This is a genomic window from Flavobacterium noncentrifugens (assembly GCF_900100375.1).
Lineage (GTDB): Bacteria > Bacteroidota > Bacteroidia > Flavobacteriales > Flavobacteriaceae > Flavobacterium > Flavobacterium noncentrifugens.
Window position 1 is genome coordinate 137010 of sequence record NZ_FNEZ01000005.1, and the last position, 24636, is coordinate 161645.

At 40.8% G+C, this 24636-nt stretch carries 24 protein-coding genes and 1 tRNA gene; 11 read left to right on the top strand and 14 right to left on the bottom strand.

Annotation, left to right across the window (positions count from 1 at the left end):
- Nucleotides 1–18 precede the first annotated feature (18 nt).
- From BLS32_RS14270 to BLS32_RS14315, 10 genes are all read right to left on the bottom strand, one after another.
- On the bottom strand, nucleotides 19–1035 hold the full coding sequence (locus tag BLS32_RS14270) for a T9SS type A sorting domain-containing protein (protein ID WP_091397293.1): 1017 nt from the start codon (nucleotides 1033–1035) through the stop codon (nucleotides 19–21).
- Nucleotides 1036–1134: 99 nt separating this feature from the next.
- Complete coding sequence (locus BLS32_RS14275) at nucleotides 1135–1857, bottom strand: pirin family protein (protein WP_170227572.1); 723 nt, start codon at nucleotides 1855–1857, stop codon at nucleotides 1135–1137.
- 133 nt (nucleotides 1858–1990) lie between these two features.
- Nucleotides 1991–2686, bottom strand: a complete 696-nt coding sequence (locus tag BLS32_RS14280) for a LytR/AlgR family response regulator transcription factor (protein WP_091397299.1) — start codon at nucleotides 2684–2686, stop codon at nucleotides 1991–1993.
- Nucleotides 2683–3726 carry a sensor histidine kinase gene (locus BLS32_RS14285; RefSeq protein ID WP_091397301.1) on the bottom strand — a complete coding sequence of 348 codons (1044 nt, stop codon included), beginning with the start codon at nucleotides 3724–3726 and terminating at the stop codon, nucleotides 2683–2685. Before BLS32_RS14285 ends, BLS32_RS14280 begins: the two co-directional genes overlap by 4 nt.
- 328 nt (nucleotides 3727–4054) lie before the next feature.
- Complete coding sequence (locus tag BLS32_RS14290) at nucleotides 4055–4825, bottom strand: SGNH/GDSL hydrolase family protein (RefSeq protein ID WP_245699468.1); 771 nt, start codon at nucleotides 4823–4825, stop codon at nucleotides 4055–4057.
- Nucleotides 4826–4871: 46 nt separating this feature from the next.
- Nucleotides 4872–5654 carry a DUF3050 domain-containing protein gene (locus tag BLS32_RS14295; protein WP_091397304.1) on the bottom strand — a complete coding sequence of 261 codons (783 nt, stop codon included), beginning with the start codon at nucleotides 5652–5654 and terminating at the stop codon, nucleotides 4872–4874.
- Nucleotides 5655–5740: 86 nt separating this feature from the next.
- Nucleotides 5741–6919: an acyl-CoA dehydrogenase family protein gene (locus BLS32_RS14300; RefSeq protein WP_091397307.1), complete on the bottom strand. Its 1179-nt coding sequence runs from the start codon at nucleotides 6917–6919 to the stop codon at nucleotides 5741–5743.
- Nucleotides 6920–7135: 216 nt separating this feature from the next.
- On the bottom strand, nucleotides 7136–7798 hold the full coding sequence (locus tag BLS32_RS14305; protein WP_091397738.1) for a tRNA1(Val) (adenine(37)-N6)-methyltransferase: 663 nt from the start codon (nucleotides 7796–7798) through the stop codon (nucleotides 7136–7138).
- Between the two features lie 142 nt (nucleotides 7799–7940).
- Entirely contained in the window at nucleotides 7941–8465 is a 525-nt protein-coding gene (gene rimM / locus BLS32_RS14310) for a ribosome maturation factor RimM (RefSeq protein ID WP_091397311.1), read from the bottom strand.
- Nucleotides 8466–8479: 14 nt separating this feature from the next.
- The gene (locus BLS32_RS14315; protein WP_091397315.1) at nucleotides 8480–9061 is read right to left on the bottom strand and encodes a 30S ribosomal protein S16; all 582 of its coding nucleotides are present in this window, start codon (nucleotides 9059–9061) and stop codon (nucleotides 8480–8482) included.
- 188 nt (nucleotides 9062–9249) lie between these two features.
- Between BLS32_RS14315 and BLS32_RS14320 the strand changes: the two genes are divergently transcribed.
- The 5 genes from BLS32_RS14320 (at nucleotide 9250) to trxA (ending at nucleotide 16441) form a co-directional block, all read left to right on the top strand.
- Nucleotides 9250–9753, top strand: a complete 504-nt coding sequence (locus BLS32_RS14320; protein ID WP_139171783.1) for a DUF6252 domain-containing protein — start codon at nucleotides 9250–9252, stop codon at nucleotides 9751–9753.
- Between the two features lie 195 nt (nucleotides 9754–9948).
- Nucleotides 9949–10320 (top strand): RNA recognition motif domain-containing protein, encoded by a 372-nt coding sequence (locus BLS32_RS14325; protein WP_091397322.1) that lies wholly within the window; start codon nucleotides 9949–9951, stop codon nucleotides 10318–10320.
- A gap of 189 nt (nucleotides 10321–10509) precedes the next feature.
- A complete protein-coding gene (dnaE, locus tag BLS32_RS14330) occupies nucleotides 10510–15042 on the top strand; it encodes a DNA polymerase III subunit alpha (protein WP_091397325.1) in 4533 nt (1510 codons plus the stop codon).
- 5 nt (nucleotides 15043–15047) lie between these two features.
- Nucleotides 15048–15848: a hypothetical protein gene (locus BLS32_RS14335; protein WP_091397329.1), complete on the top strand. Its 801-nt coding sequence runs from the start codon at nucleotides 15048–15050 to the stop codon at nucleotides 15846–15848.
- 275 nt (nucleotides 15849–16123) lie between these two features.
- Entirely contained in the window at nucleotides 16124–16441 is a 318-nt protein-coding gene (gene trxA / locus BLS32_RS14340; RefSeq protein WP_091397331.1) for a thioredoxin, read from the top strand.
- Nucleotides 16442–16493: 52 nt separating this feature from the next.
- Here trxA and BLS32_RS14345 read toward each other — a convergent pair whose 3' ends face one another.
- Nucleotides 16494–18473: a tetratricopeptide repeat-containing sensor histidine kinase gene (locus BLS32_RS14345; RefSeq protein WP_091397334.1), complete on the bottom strand. Its 1980-nt coding sequence runs from the start codon at nucleotides 18471–18473 to the stop codon at nucleotides 16494–16496.
- Nucleotides 18470–19174, bottom strand: coding sequence for a LytR/AlgR family response regulator transcription factor (locus BLS32_RS14350; protein WP_091397337.1), 705 nt, complete (start codon nucleotides 19172–19174; stop codon nucleotides 18470–18472). The genes BLS32_RS14345 and BLS32_RS14350 overlap by 4 nt, the downstream gene beginning before the upstream one ends.
- Nucleotides 19175–19787: 613 nt before the next feature.
- Here BLS32_RS14350 and BLS32_RS14360 point away from each other — a divergent pair.
- From BLS32_RS14360 to BLS32_RS14375, 5 genes are all read left to right on the top strand, one after another.
- A complete protein-coding gene (locus BLS32_RS14360; protein ID WP_091397343.1) occupies nucleotides 19788–20201 on the top strand; it encodes a hypothetical protein in 414 nt (137 codons plus the stop codon).
- 3 nt (nucleotides 20202–20204) lie between these two features.
- On the top strand, nucleotides 20205–20342 hold the full coding sequence (locus BLS32_RS18545) for a hypothetical protein (RefSeq protein ID WP_170227573.1): 138 nt from the start codon (nucleotides 20205–20207) through the stop codon (nucleotides 20340–20342).
- Between the two features lie 2 nt (nucleotides 20343–20344).
- Nucleotides 20345–21082: a hypothetical protein gene (locus BLS32_RS14365; RefSeq protein ID WP_091397345.1), complete on the top strand. Its 738-nt coding sequence runs from the start codon at nucleotides 20345–20347 to the stop codon at nucleotides 21080–21082.
- 277 nt (nucleotides 21083–21359) lie between these two features.
- Nucleotides 21360–22286: a DUF58 domain-containing protein gene (locus BLS32_RS14370; protein ID WP_091397348.1), complete on the top strand. Its 927-nt coding sequence runs from the start codon at nucleotides 21360–21362 to the stop codon at nucleotides 22284–22286.
- An 86-nt stretch (nucleotides 22287–22372) separates the two neighbouring features.
- Nucleotides 22373–22446: transfer RNA gene (locus BLS32_RS14375), tRNA-Asp, on the top strand.
- Nucleotides 22447–22788: 342 nt separating this feature from the next.
- Here BLS32_RS14375 and BLS32_RS14380 read toward each other — a convergent pair.
- Both BLS32_RS14380 and BLS32_RS14385 read right to left on the bottom strand, forming a co-directional pair.
- Nucleotides 22789–23364, bottom strand: coding sequence for a hypothetical protein (locus BLS32_RS14380; RefSeq protein ID WP_091397351.1), 576 nt, complete (start codon nucleotides 23362–23364; stop codon nucleotides 22789–22791).
- Between the two features lie 82 nt (nucleotides 23365–23446).
- Complete coding sequence (locus BLS32_RS14385; RefSeq protein WP_091397352.1) at nucleotides 23447–23947, bottom strand: DUF456 domain-containing protein; 501 nt, start codon at nucleotides 23945–23947, stop codon at nucleotides 23447–23449.
- 78 nt (nucleotides 23948–24025) lie between these two features.
- On the opposite strand from BLS32_RS14385, the gene BLS32_RS14390 reads away from it, so the two are divergent.
- Complete coding sequence (locus tag BLS32_RS14390) at nucleotides 24026–24505, top strand: hypothetical protein (RefSeq protein ID WP_091397355.1); 480 nt, start codon at nucleotides 24026–24028, stop codon at nucleotides 24503–24505.
- The last annotated feature ends 131 nt before the right edge of the window (nucleotides 24506–24636 follow it).

Here is a 24636-nt window from a genome sequence, read left to right on the forward strand (position 1 = left end):
ACCAATAAAAAACAATTTTTAATCGACCAACATCTTTTTATTTTGTTCAAAAATACCATCGGCATTTTCTACTTTGACCTTGTAAATATAATAGCCGCTGCTGAGGTTCAGCGCCGATTTTTCCAATACAATGGATTGGTTTCCGGATGAAAATCGATTTTCAATCGGCTTTCCAATGATTCTTCCATTCAAGTCATAAATCTGTAATGTGACTTTTGACGCAAGCAGCAGCTGCAACGGAATTGTCGTTTTATCATGAAACGGATTCGGGTAATTCTGGCCCAATTGCGATAAAACGGCAGTCGCATCGTTAATTGCCAATGTTGGCCCGGCAGCAAAAATGGTATGATTCAGTGTGAATCCATCGGCGACAGAACCACTAATAGATGAAAGCTCGTTGGTTACACCATCTGAAAAAACATTATCTGAAGCGTTGTAAGTATATCCGGTCATTCCTTTCGTATAACCATTTGCCGTTGATGCATTCACTAAGTTCACAGCACTGTTCGTTCCTTCAGGAAAAGCAATCTGCGTCACCAGTAGCGAAGTTCCGGCTGCATTGTAAACATGAACGTGAATGTGCGTGGCACGGCCGGTGTACCAACCAGGGAAAATCGAGGTAAAACGGACCAAGCCATTGGTATTTGCGGTTTGTCTCCCGCGTAAAAAATGCACGGTTGTGTAATTAGTAGGCTGTATTCCGGTGCCACCATATTCAGAATAATTTCCGTCTTTGTCGCAATGCCAGATGTCAACGATTGCGCCTTCGTAAGCAGCACAGCCCGCATTGGTATTGTTGATGGTCAGGTTAATCGCAAACGGAATTCCGGGGCGGTCACTAATAATATTACTGCTTATAAGCGATGACGGCGTGTGCGTGGGAAATGGCCCGGCAGTTTCGCTGTTGGTATTTCCACAAGCTGCAGTATTTTCAGTTGCATTTGAAGCAGGCAAATGCTTTCTCAATAATGTTGGTGCCGCAACGGCCATGCCTAAAAAGCCCAGTCCGTTTTTGATAAAATCTTTCCTTTCCATAGTTTCGAAATTAAATCTGGATCAAACCTAAGGCTCTTATTTTTGATTAAAAAAAAGATGAGGTAAATGGGAATTTTTTTGAGGTGAATATATTTTAGTTTACCGTTTTAACGGGATTTCAAGAATTAAAAGAATTGCGTTTTCGGATAAAGCTTCAAATGCTATTTCGGAGATCCCGCTGATTGAAAGGGCATCACGCGATTCGATCAGCCTGTTTTCGAATTCAAATGCGCCGTTGATCACAAAAGTAAAAAGTCCGTTATGCGGATTTTTAAGTTTGTATTTTCCTTCTTTTCTGCCGTCAAAAATTCCGATGAACCCATCGGCTGTCGCATTTGTTTTTAAAACAGGGCTGTCTGAAATTTTTCCTTCAAAAAGCGGAATCAGTATATTTCTTTCAGACAAATTAAAATTCTGTTGGTTTGATTGCGAGGTGAAAAACGGTTTGTCAGGGCGAAGCCAGATCTGGATGTAATTGACCAGTTCTTCTTCATACGAATTGGTAATTTCATACGACATGCCTTTGTGTGCAGAAAAAATCCGGATTTCTTCTGTTCCAACAATGTCCTGATTTCCTAGGCTGTCTTTGTAAACAATCCCGCCAACTAATGGCAACAGGATGATGTCGAAATTCTCTTCAACGTGGCGAACAATCTTATTCCCGGCTGCGAGGGTTTCGTCATTTACAGCATACAAAGCGCCAAAAGCATGGCGGGAAATGGCACGATAATCGTCAAAATTAAAAGTGCAAAATCGCCTGAAGATTTCTGATTCTGAGCAGCCGCGCTGGTCGGCTTTGTAAATTTGTGCCTGTTTTTCCAATATGAGGAATAATTTTTTTTGAAATTCCGGCTAATGTATTGCGTAGAATTGGCAGGAGAAAATTAATGAGGTCAATAGGTTTTTTTAAGAGGTGAAGATTGCTTTTATCTAACAAAATTCTTAAAAGGCAGTTTTATTTTGAATTTATAATGGAAAGAAATGCAGATTCATAACTGGCGCTCAACGGAATTTCTTCTGCTCCAATATAAATGACTTTATTTCTAACCTTTTCGATTTTAGAAACCGGAACAATGAAAGAGCGGTGCACACGCACAAATTCCGATGCAGGAAGTTTTCCCAGAATTGCTTTCATTGTCATTCGGGCAACGATCGTTTTTTGGTTTGCAATGTGGATTTTAAGGTAATCATCCAAACCTTCAATGAATAAAATATCCGAGATCAGGATTTTGTTTAAACTGTAATCGGCACGGATGAAAAGGTATAGTTGCTCGCTGTTTGAAACCTGGTTTTTGTTTTCATAAATGCCTTTGACCTTTTCTGCTGCCTGTGAAAAGCGATCGAATGAAAAGGGTTTTAGCAAATAATCAGTCGCGTTTACATTAAAGCCTTCTACGGCATATTCGCTGTAAGCAGTTGTAAAAATCACCATGACGTTCTGCTCGATCTCGACATAAAATTCCATTCCGTTTTGCATGGGCATCTGAATGTCCAAAAAAATCAGGTCAACAGGTTGCTTGCGCAGGTATTTATGTGCTTCAAAAGTTTTAGTGAATGTTTTTTCGAGCTGGATATAACCCACGCGGGCGCAAAAACTTTCGATGACTTTTAATGCCAGCGGCTCATCGTCTAATGCAATGGCTCTAATCATGACAGTTTGATTTTAAGGTGTACTTGAAAGTTGTCTTTGTTGTCGTTGATCTGCAATTCATGTTCGCCCGGATAAATGAATTCCAATCGTTTGGCCGTATTTTCAATGCCTTGCTCGCTGGCTTCTTCTTCAGGAATGTGCACGTGAACCTGATTGTTTATGACATCGAGTAAAAAATCATCACCTGAAAGATCGATTGCAATCGCAATGTGCCAGTTTTCCTCGCTGTTGATCCCGTATTTAAACGCGTTTTCGATAAACGGAATGACGACAAGCGGCGCGATTCTTTTGCCTTTTGAGCTTCCTTTCACTGAAAATTCAAGATTTGATTCATCCGAAATCCGCAACCGCTGCAAATCGACATAATCTTTAATGTAATTGATTTCCTTCTCTAAAGGTACGAAATCATTGCTGCTTTCAGATACGACGTAACGCATCATGTTTGACAATTTTAAAACAGCATCTGGCGCAGCATCTGATTTTTCAATCGTCAAAGCATACAAACTGTTTAAAGTATTAAAAAGAAAATGCGGATTGATCTGCGCTTTTAAATACGACACTTCGGCCTTTAATTTTTCGCTGTTGATTTCCGTCAATTGGCTGTTGATCTTGATGATGAAAGACAGTGAAAGCACCAGTAAAAACTGGAGTAGTGAACCTCCCTGGGGCATGAAAAACATTTGATTTGGTGGCATCGGATGGTCGTCCATTCCTGGCTGCATCATTGGACCCGGATCCATATCGTGAAATCCGGAAGGGAAAAAGAAATCGGGTAAACCAACGATAATCGCGTAAGAAATGAAGATCACCGAAAAATATAAAAACAGTTTCTTTGGAAAATAAAATTTCGGGATGAAGTAATAAAAGTTGGCATAGAAAAAAAGCAGCAGTAAAAAGTAACTGAAAAAGTCTTTTCTGAATTCCGAAACCATCAGCATGTCGCGGTTGCTGCTAAAATCGGGCGAAGTCAAAACCGGAATGCTCAGGAAAGCAAAGATTCCGAGGATGTGCAGGATAATCGAGCGTAGTTTGTAAGGCATGATCTTTAAATTGCAACAAAGCTAAAGATAAAAGGACAACGTTGGAAAAATTTGCGACAAACAGCCGATTTTATGAGGTAAACAAACGTTGGGTTTCAGACTCGAAAATTTCACCTCAAAAAAAGCAGCATTCACCTATTTTTTTTCTTTTCGCAACGGATTATAAATAGATTTGAAAAACTTTTGAAAAAAGCAATTCGCTTAAAAAGTTTCAGATCGACAAAATCATAGCTGGTCAAAATGTAAATAAATACTACAAAATATCTAACAATACGTTTTTAAGGTTGCCCTTGTTTTGAAAAAGCCTGTTCCGTTTGGACAGGCTTTTTTATGGCATGAGCATTTGTTTGGCAACTGGAAACAGCCGTTCTACAAATCGGGCATAAGCCGATTCCGAAGGATGCAAACCGTCTGAAGCGACTAATGACGGCTGGTCTAAACCTTCTCTTGTAATATCTGTAATATTTACAAAAGCAATATGGTTTTCGATGCAATAGTTCTTTGCGAAATTGTTGTATTGTTCGATTTGCATCGAAATTGCAGCATTTCCGTTGCCGTAAGGCGTATACGCATAATCCGGAATCGAAACGACAATCACATTGTTCGCATCGCCTTTCGCCAAAGCGATTGACTTGGTGACCAATTCAGGAAATTCCTGTTCGTACAAAGAGAAAGGCTTGTTTTGGTATTGATTGTTCACACCGATTAAAAGCGTCACCAGATCCTGGTCATTCGATGGGTTTTGTGAAGCAATCGCCGATTTTAAGTTGGTTGTCGTCCAGCCAGTAACAGCAATAATTTTCAAGTCTATCGCAGCTCCTGAAATTCCGGATTGCAATTTCGATTTCAATTGTGCCGGAAATCGGCAGGTTTCACAAACATTTTGCCCAATTGTATAACTGTCGCCCAACGCGAGGTATTTATAAGTAACTGACGGATTTACCGGATTTAAAGTGTCTGCAGGTGTTTCATTTGGAGGAACAGTTGTTTCTGGCGCCGTTGTCATCGGTGAATTCTGAACAACAGCATCTTCTGAATTCGAGCAAAAGCTAAAAAACAGGCTGCAAAATAAAACAGAAATTCCGGATATCATTTTCATCGTGTTTGGATTAAAATGTAACTTACGATGAAAATCGGACGAAGGTTTACACCATTTCTGCTTTCATCATGATTTTTTCTTCGATGGCACTCCACAAACCGATGCGTTTTTCCAAAGCCTGAATCGAAATTTGCTGCACTTCGTTCCATTTGTGTGCGTCATTATCGCATAAAGCATCAATCATCTGCATCGCCATCGGGCCGTGTTCATCGGCGTCAAGCTCGATATGGCGTTCGAAATAATAAATCAGTTCCGACAAATCGGTTTCAGGGAAATTATTCTGGAAGTTTTTTAGGATTTCAGTAAACATCGCCGGAATCAGGTCTTCGCGCCCAAAAGTAAAAGCGGCGGCGATCTGGTGCGGTTTTCCTTCTTCGATGACTCGGAAAGTAAAATCTAAAAAAGCTTTGATTTCCGGATGTAAATTGCTGCGTTTGATCGCTACAAAAATATTCTGCAGGGATTGTACTTCGTCAATAAAGTAGTTGATTTCAGAAGTATCGGCACCGCAAGACTGCATCGCATTCAAATACATTTCAAAATGGCTCAAGCGTTTTCCGTCCAAAGTCAAATCGCTTTCTTCGGCCAAAACAATTTCATTGATCAGATATCGTGTCTGTGGATTTTTAGTAGCAAACCACGGCGTAGTCGTAGAAGTTAATTGCTGCTGAAGCGCTTTCAATAATGACATAAAATCCCAAACCGCATACACATGACATTCTAAAAAGGTATGCAGATCTTCAATTGTTTTGACTTTTTCGTATAGCGGATGTTGCAGCAATTGTAGTTTCAACGGCTGCAGGTTTTCGTTAATCGTAATGGTATTCATAGCGTGGTATTTTGTGTAAAAGTAAAAAAGCTTCCCGGTTGCAGGAAGCTTTTTTCTAATTTTATCACTATTTTATAAACTGTTGACTATTTGAAAGCCGCGATTCCTGTGATGTCCATTCCGGTAATCAGCAAGTGGATGTCGTGCGTTCCTTCATAAGTAATCACCGATTCTAAGTTCATCATGTGGCGCATGATAGAATATTCGCCGGTAATTCCCATGCCGCCAAGTATTTGTCTGGCTTCACGTGCGATTTCAATGGCCATGTTCACGTTGTTTCTTTTTGCCATCGAAATTTGTGCAGAAGTTGCTTTGCCTTCATTTCTCAAAACGCCCAAACGCCAAGTCAGCAATTGTGCTTTCGTGATTTCAGTGATCATTTCAGCTAGTTTTTTCTGTTGCAATTGCGTTCCGGCAATCGGTTTGTCAAACTGAATTCTTTCTTTGGCATAACGCAAAGCCGTGTCGTAACAATCCATCGCAGCGCCAATCGCGCCCCAGGCAATTCCGTAACGCGCAGAATCGAGGCAGCCCAGCGGCGCGCCCAAACCTGATTTGTTCGGCAATAAATTTTCTTTTGGAACTTTGACGTTGTCAAAAATCAATTCACCGGTGGCAGACGCACGAAGCGACCATTTGTTGTGCGTTTCCGGAGTCGTAAAACCTTCCATGCCGCGCTCAACGATCAATCCGTGGATTCTTCCGGTTTCGTCTTTTGCCCAAACAACGGCAATGTCGGCAAACGGTGCATTCGAAATCCACATTTTTGCGCCATTGAGTAAATAATGGTCGCCCATATCTTTAAAATTGGTGATCATGCTTCCCGGATCGGAACCGTAATTTGGTTCTGTCAATCCGAAACAACCAATGAATTCACCTGTTGCCAGTTTTGGCAAATATTTCATTCTTTGTTCTTCGTTTCCGTATTTCCAGATCGGGTACATCACAAGCGAAGACTGAACAGAAGATGTCGAACGCACGCCCGAATCGCCTCTTTCAATTTCCTGCATGATCAGTCCGTACGAAATCTGGTCCAGTCCTGCACCGCCATATTCTACCGGAATATACGGGCCAAAACCGCCAATTTCACCTAAACCTTTGATGATCTGTTTCGGGAATTCTGCTTTTTGGGCATATTCTTCAATGATCGGCGACACTTCGCGTTTCACCCATGCACGTGCAGAATCGCGCACTAATTTATGTTCTTCTGTCAGCAAATCGTCCAACAGGTAATAATCCGGAGCCTGGAATAAATCTGGTTTCATATCAATGAATTTTAAAAACTGGGGCAAAAGTAGGCAAACAATTATGACAAATCAAAATAAACGAAACCGATTTCGCTGATAATTTGAATTTTGGCAATTCGCGTTGCGGAATGTGTATTTTAAACAGGAAGTTTCTGAGTGCAACGCGCCGGGCTGTACACTTCAATCTTTTTTCGTGCCTCAAAAAGGATTTCCGTTTCCATCCCTATTGCGGGCTTACATCTTCAAATAAAAATCCTTCGTAAGATTGATGTATTGGGGAGTATATTCATGCCTGCCCATTTCAATAACCAATTCATCCACCGGAAAGTTTTCAGTAGTATTTCGGCTAAAAGCCAGTAAGCTTCTTTTGATTTCGGTAGACGGTGTTCCTTTGACACGTGTGATCTTCATCGGAAACAAATCAAAATCATGCGCCAATGCAATCAGTTTTTCTTCTTCTTTAAAAGGAATAATGATTGCAAAAACGCCATTTTCAGAAAGCAATAAATCAGCGGCTTCGACCAGATCTTCAAAAGGCAAAGATTCGGTAAACCGCGCCTGGTCGCGCTGCTCGTCACCAGAAAAATAATTCTCGGTATAAAACGGAGGATTTGAAACAATCAGGTCGTATTCGTCTTCAGGTTCTTCCATAAATTCATCCAGTCCCGCGTGGTAGCAAAACAAACGGTCGGGCCAAGGGGAATTTTCAAAATTTTCAACGGCCTGTTCATACGCGTTTTCATCAATTTCCAAAGCATCAATCTGATCGGCATCACTGCGCTGCGCGAGCATCAGGGCAATAATTCCGGTGCCGCTTCCAATATCCAAAATCGAAAAAGTATTTTTACCAATCGGAGCCCAAGCGCCAAGTAAAACGCCATCTGTCCCGATTTTCATCGCAGCTTTGTCTTGTTCGACATTAAATTGTTTAAAAGAGAATTTTGTCAAAACATTATTTTATTATAAACCATTAAGGGATTAAGTTTCATTAAGTTTTAGCTTAATTTCCTTAATCCCTTAATGGTTAAAAATTTTAATTTTATAAATACATTTCAATTAAGCCTTCAGGTAAATCCATCTTTACCTTTTTATTTTTCCTGTCAATTTCAACTAAAAAGTGGTCGATCATCGGAATCAGGATTTCAATGTCGCCTTTCAAAACCTCGAAAAGCGGCTGCGCAGAAGAATCATTAATCGATTGAATGACGCCGACAACGCCCAAACGTTTGTCTTCGACTTCAAAATCAATGACTTCGTGGAAATAAAATTTGTTGCCGGTAAGTTTTGGCAGCATTTTCAAAGGAAGGTAAACTGCATTTCCGAGCAATTCTTCGGCTTCAGCTTCACTTTTTACATCTTCAAAACGCACGCGAAGGAAATCGTTTTTGTGTAGCGAACTGTTTTCAATAAAATATGGAATCAAATTTTTGCCGAATTCGACAAAAACTGATTCCATATCCTCATATAACTCGGGTTCATCCGTATCAAGATAGATCAGGACTTCACCTTTAAAACTAAATTTTTTTGCGATTTTACCTAAGTAGAAACAATCTTCTTTACGCATTATCGCAGGATAAATTAAGCCTGAGCTTCTTCATTGTTTTCTTCTGCAGCAGGAGTTTCCTCAACAGCAGGAGCTTCTTCTTCGGTTGCGGTTTCAGCAACAACTTCTTCAACAGCAGGAGTTGCAGCAGCGATTGCGTCTGCGTCTGCTTGTTTGGCAGCAGCGATACGATCAGCGTTTACTTTTTTCTCAGCTTCAAGCGCTTTCGCTCTCACATCAGCTTTAGTAGAAGAAAGTCCGTCTTTTTTCGCATCCACTTTTCCAGCTTTTTCATCAAGCCATTTAGCCAATTTCTCGTCAGCTTGCTCTTGTGTCAAAGCACCTTTACGAACGCCTCCATCAAGGTGGTGTTTCAATAAAGCGCCTTTGTAAGAAAGGATTGCTTTTGCAGTATCAGTTGGTTGCGCACCGTTGTGAAGCCACTGTACAGCGCTTTCAAGGTTCAAATCGATAGTTGCAGGGTTTGTGTTTGGATTGTAAGTACCGATTTTTTCAAGGTATTTACCATCTCTTTTTGAGCGTGCATCAGCAGCTACAACCCAGTAAAAAGGTTTTCCTTTTTTACCGTGTCTTTGTAATCTAATTTTTACAGACATAATCTTGTGATTAAATTTTGAGGTACTCGACCCCGATTAATTAAGGGTGCAAAGATACTATTTATTTTTAAAAATGCTAATCCCGGAATATAATTTACAGAGATTCACGCCCTTTATCGATTTTATGACTTTTTATTAATGGTTTTTCACATAAAAAACTATTTTTGTTTCCAAAATCAAAAAATCCGATGAAAAAGATAGTTTCGTTATTGATCGTAATGGTGGTGTTGGCTTCCTGCGGCGAATCGATAGAGTTTAACAATGAATCTGTGATCCAGGGTGTTAAAGATAATGCGGCATGGAAAGCGACTACGGCAACAGCAACAATTTCGCCAACAACACTTACAATTGTTGGTGTTAACGACAAGCAAACCCTTACGTTAAGTGTGCCATTGCCTTCCCGTATCGTCGATCCATTAAAAGAAAATACATTCATTACTTACATCTTAGGCACAAGCGTTAATAAAAAGGCAACATTTACGATTCAAAATGCTGACGGAATTGTCGTTTATGAAACCGGCATTAGCGAAGAGGATGGCCAGGTTGTGATTTCTGAATTCAACAGCAGCACTGTTTCTGGAAGCTTCCGTTTCAACGCCTACAATACAGATGAAGATGCCGAAGAAGATGATTTGGTAAACTTTCAGGAAGGCGTTATTTACAAAGTTCCGTTAACGAAAGTTTTGCAATAATCTTAAACAAATGAAAATATACCCGTTCGTGAAGCGGGTTTTTTATTGGTGTTAATTTGCAGAAAATCAGGCAGGCTGCGTGTTTCAATGGCCTCGCAAACCAAATGCATTTAATTTACAATTTAATTATACCAATGCATAGCAGTTTACAATAATTAAAGCTATATTTGTTGGAATTATTATAAATTAGTACTTATGAATATTTTTGTTGGAAGCCTTCCGTTCAGTATTGAGGAAGCAGATTTAAGAGAGTCTTTCGAGGCTTATGGTGCAGTTGATTCTGTGAAAATTATTACTGATAAATTTACCGGAAGAAGTAAAGGATTTGGTTTTGTTGAAATGCCAAATGATGATGAGGCGCAGAAAGCAATTGATGAATTGAACGGTGCAACTGTTCAAGGACGTGCAATCGTTGTTAATAAATCAGAACCGAAACCGGAAGGTGAAAGAAGAAGTTTTAACAACAACAGCCGTGGTGGAGATTCACGCGGAGGTTACGGTGGTGGAAACAGTCGCGGTGGAAACAGTGGCGGTTACGGCGGCGGAAACAGTCGTGGTGGTTATTAATTAACCGCACATAAAATGAAGCAAAAGATGCATTTCTGATGTGTCATTTCTATAGCATTTATAAAACCATTCTCTCGGGAATGGTTTTTTTTGTTGATAACTTGAAGGTTGTTTTTCGGTCAAAAAATCCTATTTTTGACAATCAAATGTTTGCGATCCATTCGGATTTCAAAACCCTCAAATTCAGCTATGTACTTAATTTTCGATACCGAAACCACCGGATTGCCGAAGCGTTGGGACGCGCCAATTACCGATACTGCCAACTGGCCGCGCTGCATCCAGATCGCCTGGCAATTGCACGACGAAGACGGAACGCTCATCGACCATCAGGATTATCTTGTAAAACCCGAAGGTTTCAACATTCCGTATGACGCCGAACGCATTCACGGGATTTCAACAGAACTTGCCGAAGCCGAAGGGATTTCTTTATCAGAAGTACTCGAAAAATTCAACATAGCCTTATCCAAATCCAAATTTATTGTCGGTCAGAATGTAGGTTTTGATGTGAATATCATGGGTTGCGAATTCCACCGTTTGGGCGTGAATTCGCCGATGGCAACGATGCCGGTTTTAGATACTTGTACAGAAATTACCGCTTCTTTATTGCAACTTCCCGGCGGGCGTGGCGGAAAATTCAAATTGCCTACGCTGACCGAATTGCATCAATATCTTTTCAACGTGCCATTCTCAGAAGCGCACAATGCCACTGCCGACGTGGAAGCTACGACCAGATGTTTCCTCGAACTCATCCGCCGACGCATTTTTACTAAAGAAGAACTCGACGTTCCAACAGATTATTTTGAAGATTTCCAGAATAAAAACCCACGCGAAATCCAGCTTATCGGTTTAAGGCACATCAACCTCAAAGCCGCTTCGGATGCGATTCGCGAGCAATTCAAGCAAACACAGCAAAGTCCGGCTTTCACCAAAGAATACCAGATTACGCAACAACAACTTGCCGACGTTGATTTTGTCCATTTGCACAACCACACGCAATTTTCAGTATTGCAATCCACGATCAGTGTGGCTTCGCTTGTCAAAGCGACGGTTGCCAATAAAATGCCCGCAGTTGCGATGACCGATCACGCGAATTTGATGGGCGCATTCCATTTTGTCCGCGATATTTTGAACCACAACAAATCGGCTGAAGCTAAAAATGCAGCGTTGATTGAAAGTGGTGAGTTGCCAACAGAAGTTCCGGTTAAACCGATCGTCGGCTGCGAATTTTTCGTCTGCGAAGACCATAAAGACAAGACCCGGAAAGACAACGGTTACCAGATTGTGCTATTGGCCAAAAACAAAAACGGCTACCACAATCTTGCAAAAATGTCATCGATCGCCTATACAGAAGGTTTTTATTATGTGCCGCGTATCGACAAAAATGTTATCGAGCAATACAAAGAAGACATCATCGTCTTGTCGGGAAACCTTTACGGAGAAATTCCGAACAAGATTTTAAATATGGGTGAAAACCAAGCCGAAGAAGCTTTAGTTTGGTGGAAACAACAATTCGGCGTAGATTTCTACATTGAGGTCATGCGTCACAATCAGGAAGACGAAAACCGCGTGAATACGGTTTTGATCTCATTGGCACGCAAACACGACGTCAAACTCATCGCGACAAATAATACATTTTACATCAATAAAGACAACGCAAACGCACACGATATTTTACTTTGCGTTCGTGATGGTGAAAAGCAAGGAACGCCAATTGGTCGCGGCCGAGGCTATCGTTATGGCATGCCAAACCAGGAATATTATTTCAAGTCGGGTGACGAAATGAAAACACTGTTCCGCGACTTGCCAGATGCAATTGTAAACGTTTCTGAAATCGTCGATAAAATTGAGATTTTCAGTTTGGCGCGTGAAGTCTTGCTCCCAAAATTTGAAATTCCAACAGAATTTTTAGTTGAAGAAGACAATTCTGATGCCGGAAAACGTGGCGAAAACAAATTCCTGCACCATTTAACTTATGAAGGTGCAAAAAGGCGTTATCCCGAAATTGATGACCAAATCAGGGAAAGAATCGACTTCGAATTGTTAACGATCCAGAATTCCGGTTATCCCGGATATTTCCTAATTGTTCAGGATTTTATCGCCGAAGCCAGAAAAATGGGCGTTTCCGTCGGGCCTGGCCGTGGATCTGCTGCAGGTTCGGTAGTTGCCTATTGCCTCGGAATTACGAATATCGATCCGTTGAAATACAACCTGCTTTTTGAGCGTTTCCTGAATCCCGATCGTGTGTCGCTGCCCGATATCGATATCGATTTTGATGACGAAGGCCGAAGCAGCGTGATGGATTATGTCATTAAAAAATATGGTTCGAAACAAGTTGCGCAAATTATTACATACGGAACCATGGCAGCAAAATCAGCCATCCGCGATACGGCGCGTGTTCTGGATTTGCCGCTTTTCGAAGCAGATAAAATTGCAAAACTGATTCCGTTCAACTTAAACCTGGCGAAGATTTTCTCCATGGACGATGCCAAATTAAGAGCAGCGCTGCGTCCTGAAGATTTCGACAAAGTCAAGGAATTGATTGCTTTAGCAAAACAAGCCGATCTTGGCGGACAAACGTTGCAACAGGCGCAAATCCTCGAAGGTAATTTAAGAAATACCGGAATCCATGCGTGCGGTGTGATTATTACGCCAAGCGATATTACGAATTTCGTTCCGGTCGCCACCGCTAAAGATTCCGATTTGTATGTGACCCAATTTGACAACTCGGTCGTAGAAAGCGCCGGTTTGCTGAAAATGGATTTTCTGGGTTTGAAAACGCTGACTCTGATTAAAGATACCGTAAAACTCGTCAAATACAGAACCGGAAAAGACATCGATCCAGATGAATTTCCGATTGACGATGTAAAAACATACGAGTTGTTCCAGCGCGGCGAAACGGTTGGGATTTTCCAATATGAGAGCGCCGGAATGCAGAAATACATGAAGGAATTGAAACCGACGGTTTTTGGCGATCTGATTGCAATGAACGCATTGTATCGTCCGGGCCCAATTGCTTATATCCCGAGTTTTATCAAGCGGAAAAATGGCGAGGAAGAAATCACGTATGACATTGATGCGTGTGAAGAATTGCTCAAAGAAACCTACGGAATTACCGTTTACCAGGAACAGGTAATGCTTCTATCCCAAAAACTCGCCGATTTCTCTAAAGGTGATGCTGACGTTCTGCGTAAAGCGATGGGAAAAAAACAGCGTGAAGTACTCGATAAAATGAAACCTAAATTCGTAAACCAGGCTGTTGCGAAAGGGCACGACGCCGTAAAACTCGAGAAAATCTGGAAAGACTGGGAAGCATTTGCCGAATATGCGTTCAACAAATCGCACTCAACCTGTTATGCGTGGATTGCTTACCAAACGGCTTATCTGAAAGCAAATTATCCCGCAGAATATATGGCAGCGGTGCTTTCAAACAACATGAGCGATATCAAGCAGGTGTCGTTTTTCATGGAAGAATGCAAGCGCATGGGCTTGGAAGTACTCGGCCCGGACGTGAATGAATCATTTTATAAATTTACGGTTAATGAAAATTATGCCGTAAGATTTGGAATCGGGGCGGTGAAAGGCGTGGGAATGGGCGCCGTAAAAACGATAGTTGAAAATAGAAAAGACACCAAATACAAATCAATTTTCGATCTGGCAAAACGTGTTGATCTTCGTGCTGCAAATAAAAAAGCATTTGAAAACTTAGCGCTCGCGGGCGGATTTGATTCCTTTTTAGGAACCACGCGTGCACAATATTTTCACGATGAAGGTGACGGGATCACGTTTCTTGAAAAAGCCGTCCGTTATGGTGCAAAATTTCAGGAAAACGAAAATTCGGCGCAAGTCAGTTTGTTTGGCGAAGCGAGTGAAGTGCAAATTGCCGAGCCGGTCGTTCCGCCGTGCGAAGACTGGAGCACGATGGAAAAACTCGCAAAAGAAAAAGAAGTCGTTGGGATTTATATTTCCGGGCATCCGCTTGACGATTATAAATTTGAAATGCAGTATTTCTGTACGCATAAATTGGAAGCGCTCAAAAGTTTGGAGCTGCATGTCAATAAAAACCTGTCTTTTGGCGGAATCATTACAAATGTGCAGCATCGGACTGCAAAAAACGGAAAAGGCTGGGCTTCGTTTATGCTTGAAGGTTATGATGAAAGTTATGAATTTCGGATTTTTGGCGAAGAATATTTAAAATTCAGGCACTTTTTGATCCAGAATAATTTTACGTTCATGCGTGTTCTGGTCAAAGAAGGCTGGGCCGATAAGGAAACCGGCAAGAAAGGCGAACCGCGACTGCAGTTTACACTGGTGCAATATTTACAGGATGTGTTGCCCGCATTTGCCAAAAAACTCATCATTCATTTTAATATTAAAGAACTGCAAACCGAGACAATCACGCGCCTTAGCGAATTGTTCCAGTTGAACAAAGGCGACCACCAGGTGCAGTTTGAAGTTTTGGAAATTGAAAAGATCAAGCGAATGGTCGAAATGGACGCCGTGCTTTCGAATGCAGCAACGGTGGTTTCTGATGATTCTGATGTGGAAGCAGATCCGAGTCTGGAAATGCCAGAGCAAACCGAAAATGTACAGGTGGCGACTGAAATCGAAGAAACCAAAATCATTACACGATTGTCGATGCCAAGCCGAAAATTAAAGATCAAAATTTCGAATGAATTGCTATCGGAACTGGAAAAAATGCAGATCAATTTTAAATTGAATTAAACAGCATGAAATTGAAACTGTCATTGTTGATTTTTTTTTCTGGACTGATTTTGAGTGCACAAACATTCAAAGACAGCGTTTTTGAAAAAGCCATAGCGATCGATAAAGAAAATACCGCGCATTTTGGAAAAGATTTTCTGGTTGATGTTGTAGTTCCGGAAAATATTGTAAAAATCAGTTTCCTGAATAACAATCCGGAACTTCCAAATGCGGTACTTTGCAATTCAAGGGATTTTTTTTCTCATATAAAAGAGTTTTTTGTCATTTCACGCGATTGGGATTATTATAGAAAAATCTCCGAATCCAATAATAAAGAACCTGAAAGGCATTTAAGGCCAATAATAAGATTCAAATATTTTCATGTGAAGCGCAATGCCGATAATGTTGCGAAAATTGACAGTTTTGCAATCGATTACAAGCAGCCAGAATTGAAACTTATCAAGCCTGAATATTATTATTCAAAACAAATTAAAGTATTTCATACCGAAAATTACGGCTCGATTTGCTGTCCACGCGATTTGCTTTGGGACAACAATCCCGGAATTGCAGAATTTGTTGTGGCTTTTGAAAAAGAAAAAAATGCCAACGCCAAACCTTATTATAGTAAAGGCTTTGGCAAAGAAGGTGAAATCGCTTTTTATTTTCCACTTGAGCATCTAACCTTAAAACAGAAGCTGGAATTTATTGTGGAAAGACTTGCTTCAACTGTGATTAACCAAGAACGGAAAGATTATATTGCTACAGATCCACGTGTTTTTACGCCTAATTTGAAAGACAGGAAGAATTTCGAACGTACAATAGATTAAGGATTTAAGATTGGCATCAATCGATTCGGAATACCATAGCCCTGATGATTTGAAATTAAAAGGAGGGCAGCCAGTGGCTGTCAGGTATTTTATTCTAGCCCTGATGGGAAGCGGCATCCTTTTGTGTAGCGCAGCGGAACAAAAGATATAGCGGACAGCAGGAAACAGCTTCAAATCATTTAAAAAAATACATTCATAGCCAAAACCAATTTTCTTAACTTAAATTTTAACTTTTTATCCGTAAATTTGTGTCTTAAAACTTAAAGAACATAATTATGGCACAAGCAATAACCGATGCGACTTTTGAGGAACTCGTATTGAAATCAGATAAACCCGTGATGGTGGATTTTTGGGCTGCATGGTGCGGACCTTGCCGTATGGTGGGGCCGATCATTGACCAGATCAGCGAAGAATATGCCGGAAAAGCGGTCATCGGGAAAGTCGATGTAGACGCAAACCAGGAATTCGCAGCAAAATATGGCGTGAGAAATATTCCGACCGTATTGGTGTTTAAAAATGGTGAAGTAGTCGGAAGACAGGTTGGCGTGGCTCCAAAACAGACTTACGCTGATTCATTGGACGCATTATTGTAATCATTCGATTGCATCAAAATAAAGGAAGGTTTGACGAAAGTCAGGCCTTTTTTTATGGAATTAAAATGGTGAAAATGGTGCCGTTTCCGGGATTGGTGTCAACTGTGATCTTCGAATTGATCGCTTTTGCAAGGTCGCGGATGAGGTGCAATCCGAGGCCGGTTTTGATGCCGACAACTTCTTTTTCGTCGTAAAGCGCCCGGAATTGCTGCTGTGTACCGCCCGGACCATTGTCTGAAACCAAAATAAAATTCTGGTTGTCTTGTCTGAAAGCTTTTAATATAATTGTAGCGTTTGGTGTTTTTTCAAGCGCTTTGATCGCATTTCCGGTAAGGTTACGCAAAATGGTTTTAAGGTAATTCTCATCGGTATGCACGCTTAAATTTTCAGGATTTTCAAAATATATTTTGATGTTTTCTATAGAAGCAAAATGCCTGTCCAAATCTTCAAAAATGCTTGAAACGGCAGTGTTTTTAAATTGCGGCGTGAAATTTTCCATTTGGCCTTTGCTCCACAATAGTAGATCTTCCATCGATTCAAGCAGGTTTTCGGCCGAGGAAATTGTTTTGTTTTCCATGCGGATGCGGCTTTCTTTGGTCAGCAGTTCGGGACTGTCTTTTTGCAAATGCAGAAACTGGATCAGGCTTGAAACCGGACTTCGCAAATCGTGGTTTAAAATGCTGAAAAAACGCGCTTTGACTTTATTTGCTTGGTCAAGTTCAGAATTTAAAAGTTGTAGTTTTTCGTTTGATTTCTTGCGGTTTTTACTTTGGTAAAACAATAAAATTCCGATGATCGCAAACAGCAAAATCCCGAAAATGTAAAACCATTTCTGTTTTTCCTTCGATTCTAAAGTGACTTTATTGAGCTGGATTTTTTTGTCGCGGAGTTCAATCGCACGTTTGTCTTCGAGGTTTTTGATCGTTTCCTTGCTGTCTTCATTGAAAACCGAATCCTTATAAGAAACCGCAGTCTGAAACAATTCAAACGCCTGTTTGTGATTGTTTAATAAGGCTTCGACATTCGCTAAAGATTGGTAATCAGTTGAAATCTCCTTAAGGTTGTGAAGTTTTATGTCTAGCGGCAAGGCCTTGTAAAACTGGCCTTTGGCTTTTTCGAGATAGTCAATACGTACTTTTTCATTCTTAGTTTGCTTTGACTTTTCATAGTAAATTTCGCCAATCAAAGCTTCGGCATGCGCCATGTTTCTGTCGTCATTGATTTCGGTGCTGAGTTTTAGCGATTGAAGCGTGTATGCCAAAGTTTCATCGTACTTTTTCTGCTTAAAATAAACGCCTCCAAGCGCACCAACGTTGATCGATTTGTTTCCGATGTCGCCAAGTTCGTCATTAATGACAATTGCTTTTTTATAATATTCGATGGCTTTGTCATATTCTTTCAGCGCAGAATATCCATTCGCGAGATTTCCCAGATTGTTTGATAAGTAGGCTTTATTGCCCATTTCCTCGTTAATTTTCCTGGCTTTATCGTAATGTTCGATCGCTTTTCTATAATTCTGAAGGTCATAATAAATAATCCCGATATTCGATAAAACTGCAGCGACCCCTTTTTTATCGCCCACTTCCTCACTCATTTTGAGGGCGCGCATATCAAAATCCATGGCGTTTTTATAATCGCTTTGATACGTATAAATGAGTCCGGTGCTTCTTAAAACTTTGCTGAGGATTTTTTTGTTGGATGTTGATTTGAGCGCTTTTCCATAATAAAGCAATGATTTTTCAAAATCGGAATCTACAGAATAATTGATGCCGAGGCTGCGGTAAGATTCTGCAATTCCGTCATTCCAGCGGATTTTTTTGGATAATGTTAATGCGTCATTCGCATATTTCTGCCCTGATTTGGGATCGATATATTGGTAATTGTACGAAAGGTCATTTAAGGTTTTGACCTTCGTAGAATCGTTCTTCATTTTCGGCAAAACCGTCAACAACGAATCAATAAGTTCCTGTCCTTCTTTTTGTCCGAAGGAAAACAACGGAATCCACAAAAGGAACAAGTACCATTTCTTCATAAAAGAGTGTTCAGGTTTTCTTTATAACTGCGCCCGATCGGGATTAAAATGTCGTTGTTGAGCAGTACTTCATTCGTCAGGATTTTTTTGATATACTGCTTCTGAACAGCATAACTTCGGTGAATCCGGATGAATGAGTTGAAGTTTTCTTCTTTTAATAACGTCCCGATATTAGATAATACACAATGCCTTTTGGCAGATGTTACGATTTTCGTATAATCTTTCAAAGCTTCGAGATACAAAATATCGTGCAGCTTCACTTTCGTTTGTTCATGGCCTTCTTTGATGTAGATCACGTCGCCGCCGATGCTCGATTCAAAAAGCTGGGCTTTGAGTTTCAGTTCCATGTAATCATTAATGCGCGCCATCGTTTGGGTGAAGCGGTTCAGTTTTACAGGCTTTACGATAAAATCGAGCGTGTCGAGCTGGAAGCTTTCTACCGCATGTTCGGGATGTGCCGTAATAAAAACACAAACAGGAACATGGGCTGCCATTTTCCTGAATTCCAGGCCATTTAGGGAAGGCATGTCGATGTCAAGAAATAAAATGTCAATAGATTCTTTTCCAAGCAATGGACCCGCATCTTCTGCATCAGCAAACACGCCCAAAATATGCAGTTCCTGGAACTTCTTTGCAAAAGAAACGACAGTAAGCCTGTCAATCTCGTCGTCGTCGATGATGATGCAATTGTATTTTTTCATGTTGGCAAGCGCTTACCCAAATATATAACAAATTTAACATTTACAAACGCCTGTCTATTTTAAAATGCTGTTCGGCTATTAGCGGTTTTTTAATGCATTGGCCATTTCCTGTAGCATTGGAGACAACAACACCGTAGCCTGCATCGCAAGACAGTACTTTGAATATAAAAACGGGGAGTTTATTACCAGAACGACAACTTTTGGCGGAACAGCTGCTGCTGAAGGAAATGCCTTGGCGAAAATGGAAACTACAGATGCTTTTTTTTGGATATGGTGCCAACAAGCAACAAACCCAAATGCTTGCAGATGATTTTACGACGTCGCAGGGACTATGAAACTCGTTGTTGAAGGAAATACACAGTCAATTTTACCAACTCCCAATGGATTTTGATTCTTACGGAAGTTCCGCTTACAGCGCAAACGGACTGCTTTCAGGCTCGCAGCTGTTCTACAATTAAAACAAGTACAGATTATTCCTGCATGGGCTGGTGTTTTCGGGCCTTTTTCATTTAACACAAGTTGTCTGTCTATTTAAAGCCCCGCTCGTAGATCGCTGCTTTTTTAAGAAGTATTTCCGATGAAACTTTGTCCTGTTAAACTTAAAAACCCAATTATGAAAAAGCTATTTTTTTTAATCCTGGTTGCCATTTTCATGACAAGCTGTAAAGAAGATGCCGTTGAAAATCAGGTTGATGAGATTGCGGCTCAGACTTCTGCAACAGCCCAAAGCGGACGCGGAAAGATACAACTCAGCTGCGGCAAGCAATCGCTGAGCATCGAAGGCGAATGCGGCGGCATCACAACTATGGGCGAACTCATCATTGCCGTAAAAGATAAAATTGTGCCTTCGCGCGTTTTTATGATCAGCTTCAATACCGATCAGTTTCCCGAAGACGGCAAAACTTACACGATCAAAAAAAGCGATTACACGACCGAAGGCAAAAAACCTGCAACAGACATTTATGTCGGGTTTTCTGAAGTTTCCCCAAACAATCAAATGGACTGGAGTTCAGACAAAGCTTCGTGAAAAATGACCTTTGAAACCAACGGCAACGAAATCAAATGCAGGTTCAAAAACATCAAATTACAACCAAGCGAAGTCTACAACAAAGGCGAACTCAATCAGCCCGGAACCGTTTCTGGCGAATTTAACTTATACAAAAACTAATCATGAAAACAACATTTTACACTGCGCTTCTATTGCTTTTCATCGGATTTTCATCCTGCAGCAGCGATGATGACAATGCGCAAAAACAACCGGAAACCCACGCTAACCTGCTGACCAAAATCAACGATGTCACCGAAGGATTGGTCACAACCATAGCATACGATTCAAGCAACAAAATGATTTCATTCGACCGTACCGCAAATGATTTTAATCCTGAAACGCACCTGACTTTTACGTATGATGCCGCCGGACTGTTGTCTGAAATGGTTGCCGGAACCGCAATTACGAAATATTTCTACAATGCCGAAGGCAAGCTCACAAAGACTGAACAAAGCAACAGTGGCACGATTTACAGCGTGCATCAGTTTGTTTATGCGGGCAGCAAAGTGACCGATAATTACAACTACGCGCCAACGAATCAAGGCTGGAAAGAAATCTACACTTTTGAAAACGGAAATGTAACCCAGGTCGAAAGCTACAGCGCCACAAGCGCAGCAAACCCAAACGGAACTTATGAAGGAACATTTCACCGCTCCAATTATGACGGCAAACCGGCGGTAAAAAGTTCGATGCCATGGCAATTTCAGTTTCCCGATGTAAGTGCAAACAACGTTGGAACCAGCCAATATTGCACTACCTGCGTAAGTAATTTCGTTTACGAATACAATGCCGACGGCTATCCAACAAAGCGTACAGAAAATGGTACCGCAACCGTACTTTACGAATACAAACGATTGTAAATTTTGGTTGACAATCAAGCCTGGTGAAAACCGGGCTTTTTGTTCAGAAGCACAGGCATTGGTTTCCAAAACAAACTTTTGTTCCGCTTTCCCTACACCCGAGCGAAGCGAATTGACCGAACACAAAATTAAAAATTATCATTTTGTGAGGTAATCTTTTTACTCCATTGCATTTCGCAAAAAGAATTTCCGTGCAATCGGGGCTAGGGCAGAAGCGTGCGTTTTTTAAGAAGCTTTTAATTTTTTAATCATTCAATCTTTCAATATCTTTGGTTTTATGAAGATTGAATCACAAATAGAAAAGATCTCGGGTTTTGCGCACCTCGAACTGCTTGCGGGCCAAATCGTGGAAGGTTTCATTTCAGGCATGCACAAAAGCCCTTTTCACGGTTTCTCAGCCGAATTTGCTGAGCATAAGGTTTACAATTCCGGCGAAAGCACCAAGCACATCGACTGGAAATTGTTTGCCAAAACCGACCGTTTGTACACCAAACGCTATGAAGAAGAAACCAATTTGCGTTGTCATTTAATTATCGACAATTCGTCGTCAATGCATTATCCAAAACTTGAAAACAACGAACCGTTTTTTCATAATAAAATTGGGTTTTCAGTATTGGCTTCAGCAGTTTTGATGAACCTGCTCAAAAAGCAGCGCGATGCCGCCGGGCTCAGCGTGTATTCTGACACTTACGAATATTATGCTCCTGAAAAAGGCAGCGACCGCCACCATAGGATGCTTTTGAACAAGCTCGAAAACCTGCTCGACAGCCCAACGCAGTCTAAAAGCACCGACACGATCAAATTCCTGCACCAGATCGCCGAAAAAATGCACCGCCGTTCGATGATCGTGCTTTTTACAGACATGTTTCAGTCAGAAAACGAAGAAGCTTTATTCACAGCGCTACAGCATTTAAAACACGACAAGCACAAAGTGGTTTTATTCCACGTGATCGACAATAAAACCGAACTCAATTTTGATTTTGACAACGCGCCGCGCAAATTCATCGACCTCGAATCTGGAGAGGAAGTGAACATTTTTGCCGATAATGTCAAAGAAGCATACGAAAAACAAGTCGCGCAGTACTTCAAAAAATTGGCTTTAACCTGTGCGCAGAACAAAATAAAGTACGTTCCGGTGAGCGTAGGCGAGAATTTCGAAAAAATTATTACCACATATTTGGTTGAAAAACAATCCTTTGGATAAGCGTCAAAAAAAAGGATGAATATTTTTTACAGAAACGTTTGCAGATGTCAAAATGTGTAGTATATTTGCAACCGCAATAAAGCAGAGGTTTGGTAGTTCAGTTGGTTAGAATACATGCCTGTCACGCATGGGGTCGCGGGTTCGAGTCCCGTCCAGACCGCTAAATTGGGAGAAGGTTTTCAGAGATGGAAACCTTTTTTGCCCAATAAAAGTATCCTCTGATGCTTTTCCCTTTTAAAGGGAAAGCATTCAAAATAGTTGTGTTGTTTCGAGGCGAAAGCCTCAGGTTTAGTAGTTAGACCAATGAAAAGCTTTCCACTTTTGTGGATGGCTTTTTTGTTTTTAGGGCGGGTTTGAAGTTTTTGTATTGATTAACTTTTCGAGCACGGATTGGAAATCCGCGATAGCGGGTTTTAACTTTCTATTTAATGTTTAATTTTTTATAGTCACTAATTGCAAATCCGCGCTATCGGACTATCCGGATTGGAAATTCGTTATCGTCTTATTCTATTTTTTTATAAAGCTCAAATAGCTCTCCATCTTTTTTCTCATATGATATAAGTCCATTATTCTTGTTATAGCGAAAAGATTTTGGATGATTTAATCCATAGCCCTTGCAATTAATCCCTTCTTGAAAATAATAAACAGAGCCGAATTTTTTTTCTTTTTGCAAATTTAATGTGTCATTTTCTGCGCCATGACCGAATGCGTATTCTAAACCGTAGACTCTTAGGAATAAATATGCTTCCTCATCCTCTTTTTCTTTTCTAATATCAATTAGAATGTCACAATATGATCGTTTTTTGCAAGCCTTTGGTTTAAGCTTAACCGTTACAAAATTTTGCTGTGTTTTACCAACTCCGAAACGATTGCAATCAGGATTTGTAAAAGATTCTATTTTGTCAATAACTACTAACGTGTCAACATTTCCACGATCGCTTTTGAAGACAATCTGCTCGCCTTTTTTATAGCTTGAGACCCATTGCAGCTCGCCCTCTGTAAGGCTAGTTTGTACACAGCCACAAGAGTAAGTTATAATTGCAAGTAAAAATAGAATAGGCCGTTTTTTTTCTAGCACATTTTTATGTTTTATTTATTTGACCATTCTAATTAATTGTAAATCTTAGAAATTTCAAGGTGTTTTGAACCAATCATTGTGATTAAAAAAGTACCGATTTATAATCCCAAACAACCCAAAAAAACAGCCCCAAAAAAACCACGCCCACCACAAACTGCACAAAACCCGAAACCAAAAACCCAATAAAAGATCCGGTTGCTGCCTTCAGCGCACGCTTATGATCTGTAGAATTGTAAATAAGCTCACCCACAAAAGCGCCCACAAACGGCCCAATGATAAACCCAAACGGAACCGGTGCAAAAATCCCAACGACCAAACCGATATTCGTCCCCCAAACGCCATACGAACTGCCTCCAAAACGCTTCGTTCCCTGAGCCGGAATCACATAATCCAAAACCGTGATCACAACGGCAATTAATAAAGTAATCCCCAAAATCCAGTAATTCATCGGAACCGCATTTGTCAGATACAACAGCAAAATCCCCAGCCAGCTCAGTCCAGACCCAGGCAAAACCGGCAAAAAACTGCCCAGAATCCCCAAAATCATACACACAAACCCAATAATCAGCAGCGCAACATCCATAAAAGTATTTTTTACTATTTTTGAAAATTAAAATTGTATTTTTAGGCGCTTAAAAACCGCATGCTTCCCAAGACGAATATGAGAAAAAAAATCCTGATACTGCTTCTTTTTCCACTGCTTTTTGGCTCGTGCCAATATTTCCCGAAGCAGGTTCCGTCTGAACAGGATTTGCTGCAAAAGGAACTCAAAGCAATCAACTGGAACGAAGTCGACGAATTTCCTTCAGTCGTTTCCTGCGATTCGATCACCGATAGAGAACAAAAAAAACAATGCTTTTTCGAATATCTGACCGCACTAATCCAGCAAAAACTCAACATCGACACGCTTGGCGTACTCTATCCAAAGCTCGACACGATCAACGTCAAAGTCACCGTGTTGCCAAACGCGACCATGGAATTTGAAACCCAGGGCATCGATTCACTTTCCTACAACCACGCCGCCATCGACAGCATCATCAAAACGCGCCTCGTCGATTTTCCAGACATCCATCCGGCGCTCAAACGCGGCATTCCGGTTAAAACCCAATTCGTCCTTCCGGTCATTTTAAACGTACAGTAGTTTTTCAGCAGCTATTTCCCGCTTTTCGCTGCAATCTTTTTGTTCCATTGCATTGCACAAAAAGGATTTCCGCTGCAAATGCAAAGCATTCACTGAACTCAAATTAAAATAAAAGTCAGTGAAGTAATCGC

Coding starts and splice junctions, on each gene's coding strand:
- BLS32_RS14325 (WP_091397322.1), top strand. CDS start 9,949: ATGAATATTTTTGTTGGAAGCCTTCCGTTCAGTATTGAGGAAGCAGAT.
- BLS32_RS14280 (WP_091397299.1), bottom strand. CDS start 2,686: ATGATTAGAGCCATTGCATTAGACGATGAGCCGCTGGCATTAAAAGTC.
- BLS32_RS14320 (WP_139171783.1), top strand. CDS start 9,250: ATGAAAAAGATAGTTTCGTTATTGATCGTAATGGTGGTGTTGGCTTCC.
- BLS32_RS14360 (WP_091397343.1), top strand. CDS start 19,788: ATGAAAAAGCTATTTTTTTTAATCCTGGTTGCCATTTTCATGACAAGC.
- trxA (WP_091397331.1), top strand. CDS start 16,124: ATGGCACAAGCAATAACCGATGCGACTTTTGAGGAACTCGTATTGAAA.
- BLS32_RS14300 (WP_091397307.1), bottom strand. CDS start 6,919: ATGAAACCAGATTTATTCCAGGCTCCGGATTATTACCTGTTGGACGAT.
- BLS32_RS14290 (WP_245699468.1), bottom strand. CDS start 4,825: ATGAAAATGATATCCGGAATTTCTGTTTTATTTTGCAGCCTGTTTTTT.
- BLS32_RS14370 (WP_091397348.1), top strand. CDS start 21,360: ATGAAGATTGAATCACAAATAGAAAAGATCTCGGGTTTTGCGCACCTC.
- dnaE (WP_091397325.1), top strand. CDS start 10,510: ATGTACTTAATTTTCGATACCGAAACCACCGGATTGCCGAAGCGTTGG.
- BLS32_RS14295 (WP_091397304.1), bottom strand. CDS start 5,654: ATGAATACCATTACGATTAACGAAAACCTGCAGCCGTTGAAACTACAA.
- BLS32_RS18545 (WP_170227573.1), top strand. CDS start 20,205: ATGACCTTTGAAACCAACGGCAACGAAATCAAATGCAGGTTCAAAAAC.
- BLS32_RS14390 (WP_091397355.1), top strand. CDS start 24,026: ATGAGAAAAAAAATCCTGATACTGCTTCTTTTTCCACTGCTTTTTGGC.
- BLS32_RS14315 (WP_091397315.1), bottom strand. CDS start 9,061: ATGTCTGTAAAAATTAGATTACAAAGACACGGTAAAAAAGGAAAACCT.
- BLS32_RS14345 (WP_091397334.1), bottom strand. CDS start 18,473: ATGAAGAAATGGTACTTGTTCCTTTTGTGGATTCCGTTGTTTTCCTTC.
- BLS32_RS14385 (WP_091397352.1), bottom strand. CDS start 23,947: ATGGATGTTGCGCTGCTGATTATTGGGTTTGTGTGTATGATTTTGGGG.
- BLS32_RS14350 (WP_091397337.1), bottom strand. CDS start 19,174: ATGAAAAAATACAATTGCATCATCATCGACGACGACGAGATTGACAGG.
- BLS32_RS14270 (WP_091397293.1), bottom strand. CDS start 1,035: ATGGAAAGGAAAGATTTTATCAAAAACGGACTGGGCTTTTTAGGCATG.
- rimM (WP_091397311.1), bottom strand. CDS start 8,465: ATGCGTAAAGAAGATTGTTTCTACTTAGGTAAAATCGCAAAAAAATTT.
- BLS32_RS14335 (WP_091397329.1), top strand. CDS start 15,048: ATGAAATTGAAACTGTCATTGTTGATTTTTTTTTCTGGACTGATTTTG.
- BLS32_RS14305 (WP_091397738.1), bottom strand. CDS start 7,798: ATGAAAATCGGGACAGATGGCGTTTTACTTGGCGCTTGGGCTCCGATT.
- BLS32_RS14365 (WP_091397345.1), top strand. CDS start 20,345: ATGAAAACAACATTTTACACTGCGCTTCTATTGCTTTTCATCGGATTT.
- BLS32_RS14285 (WP_091397301.1), bottom strand. CDS start 3,726: ATGCCTTACAAACTACGCTCGATTATCCTGCACATCCTCGGAATCTTT.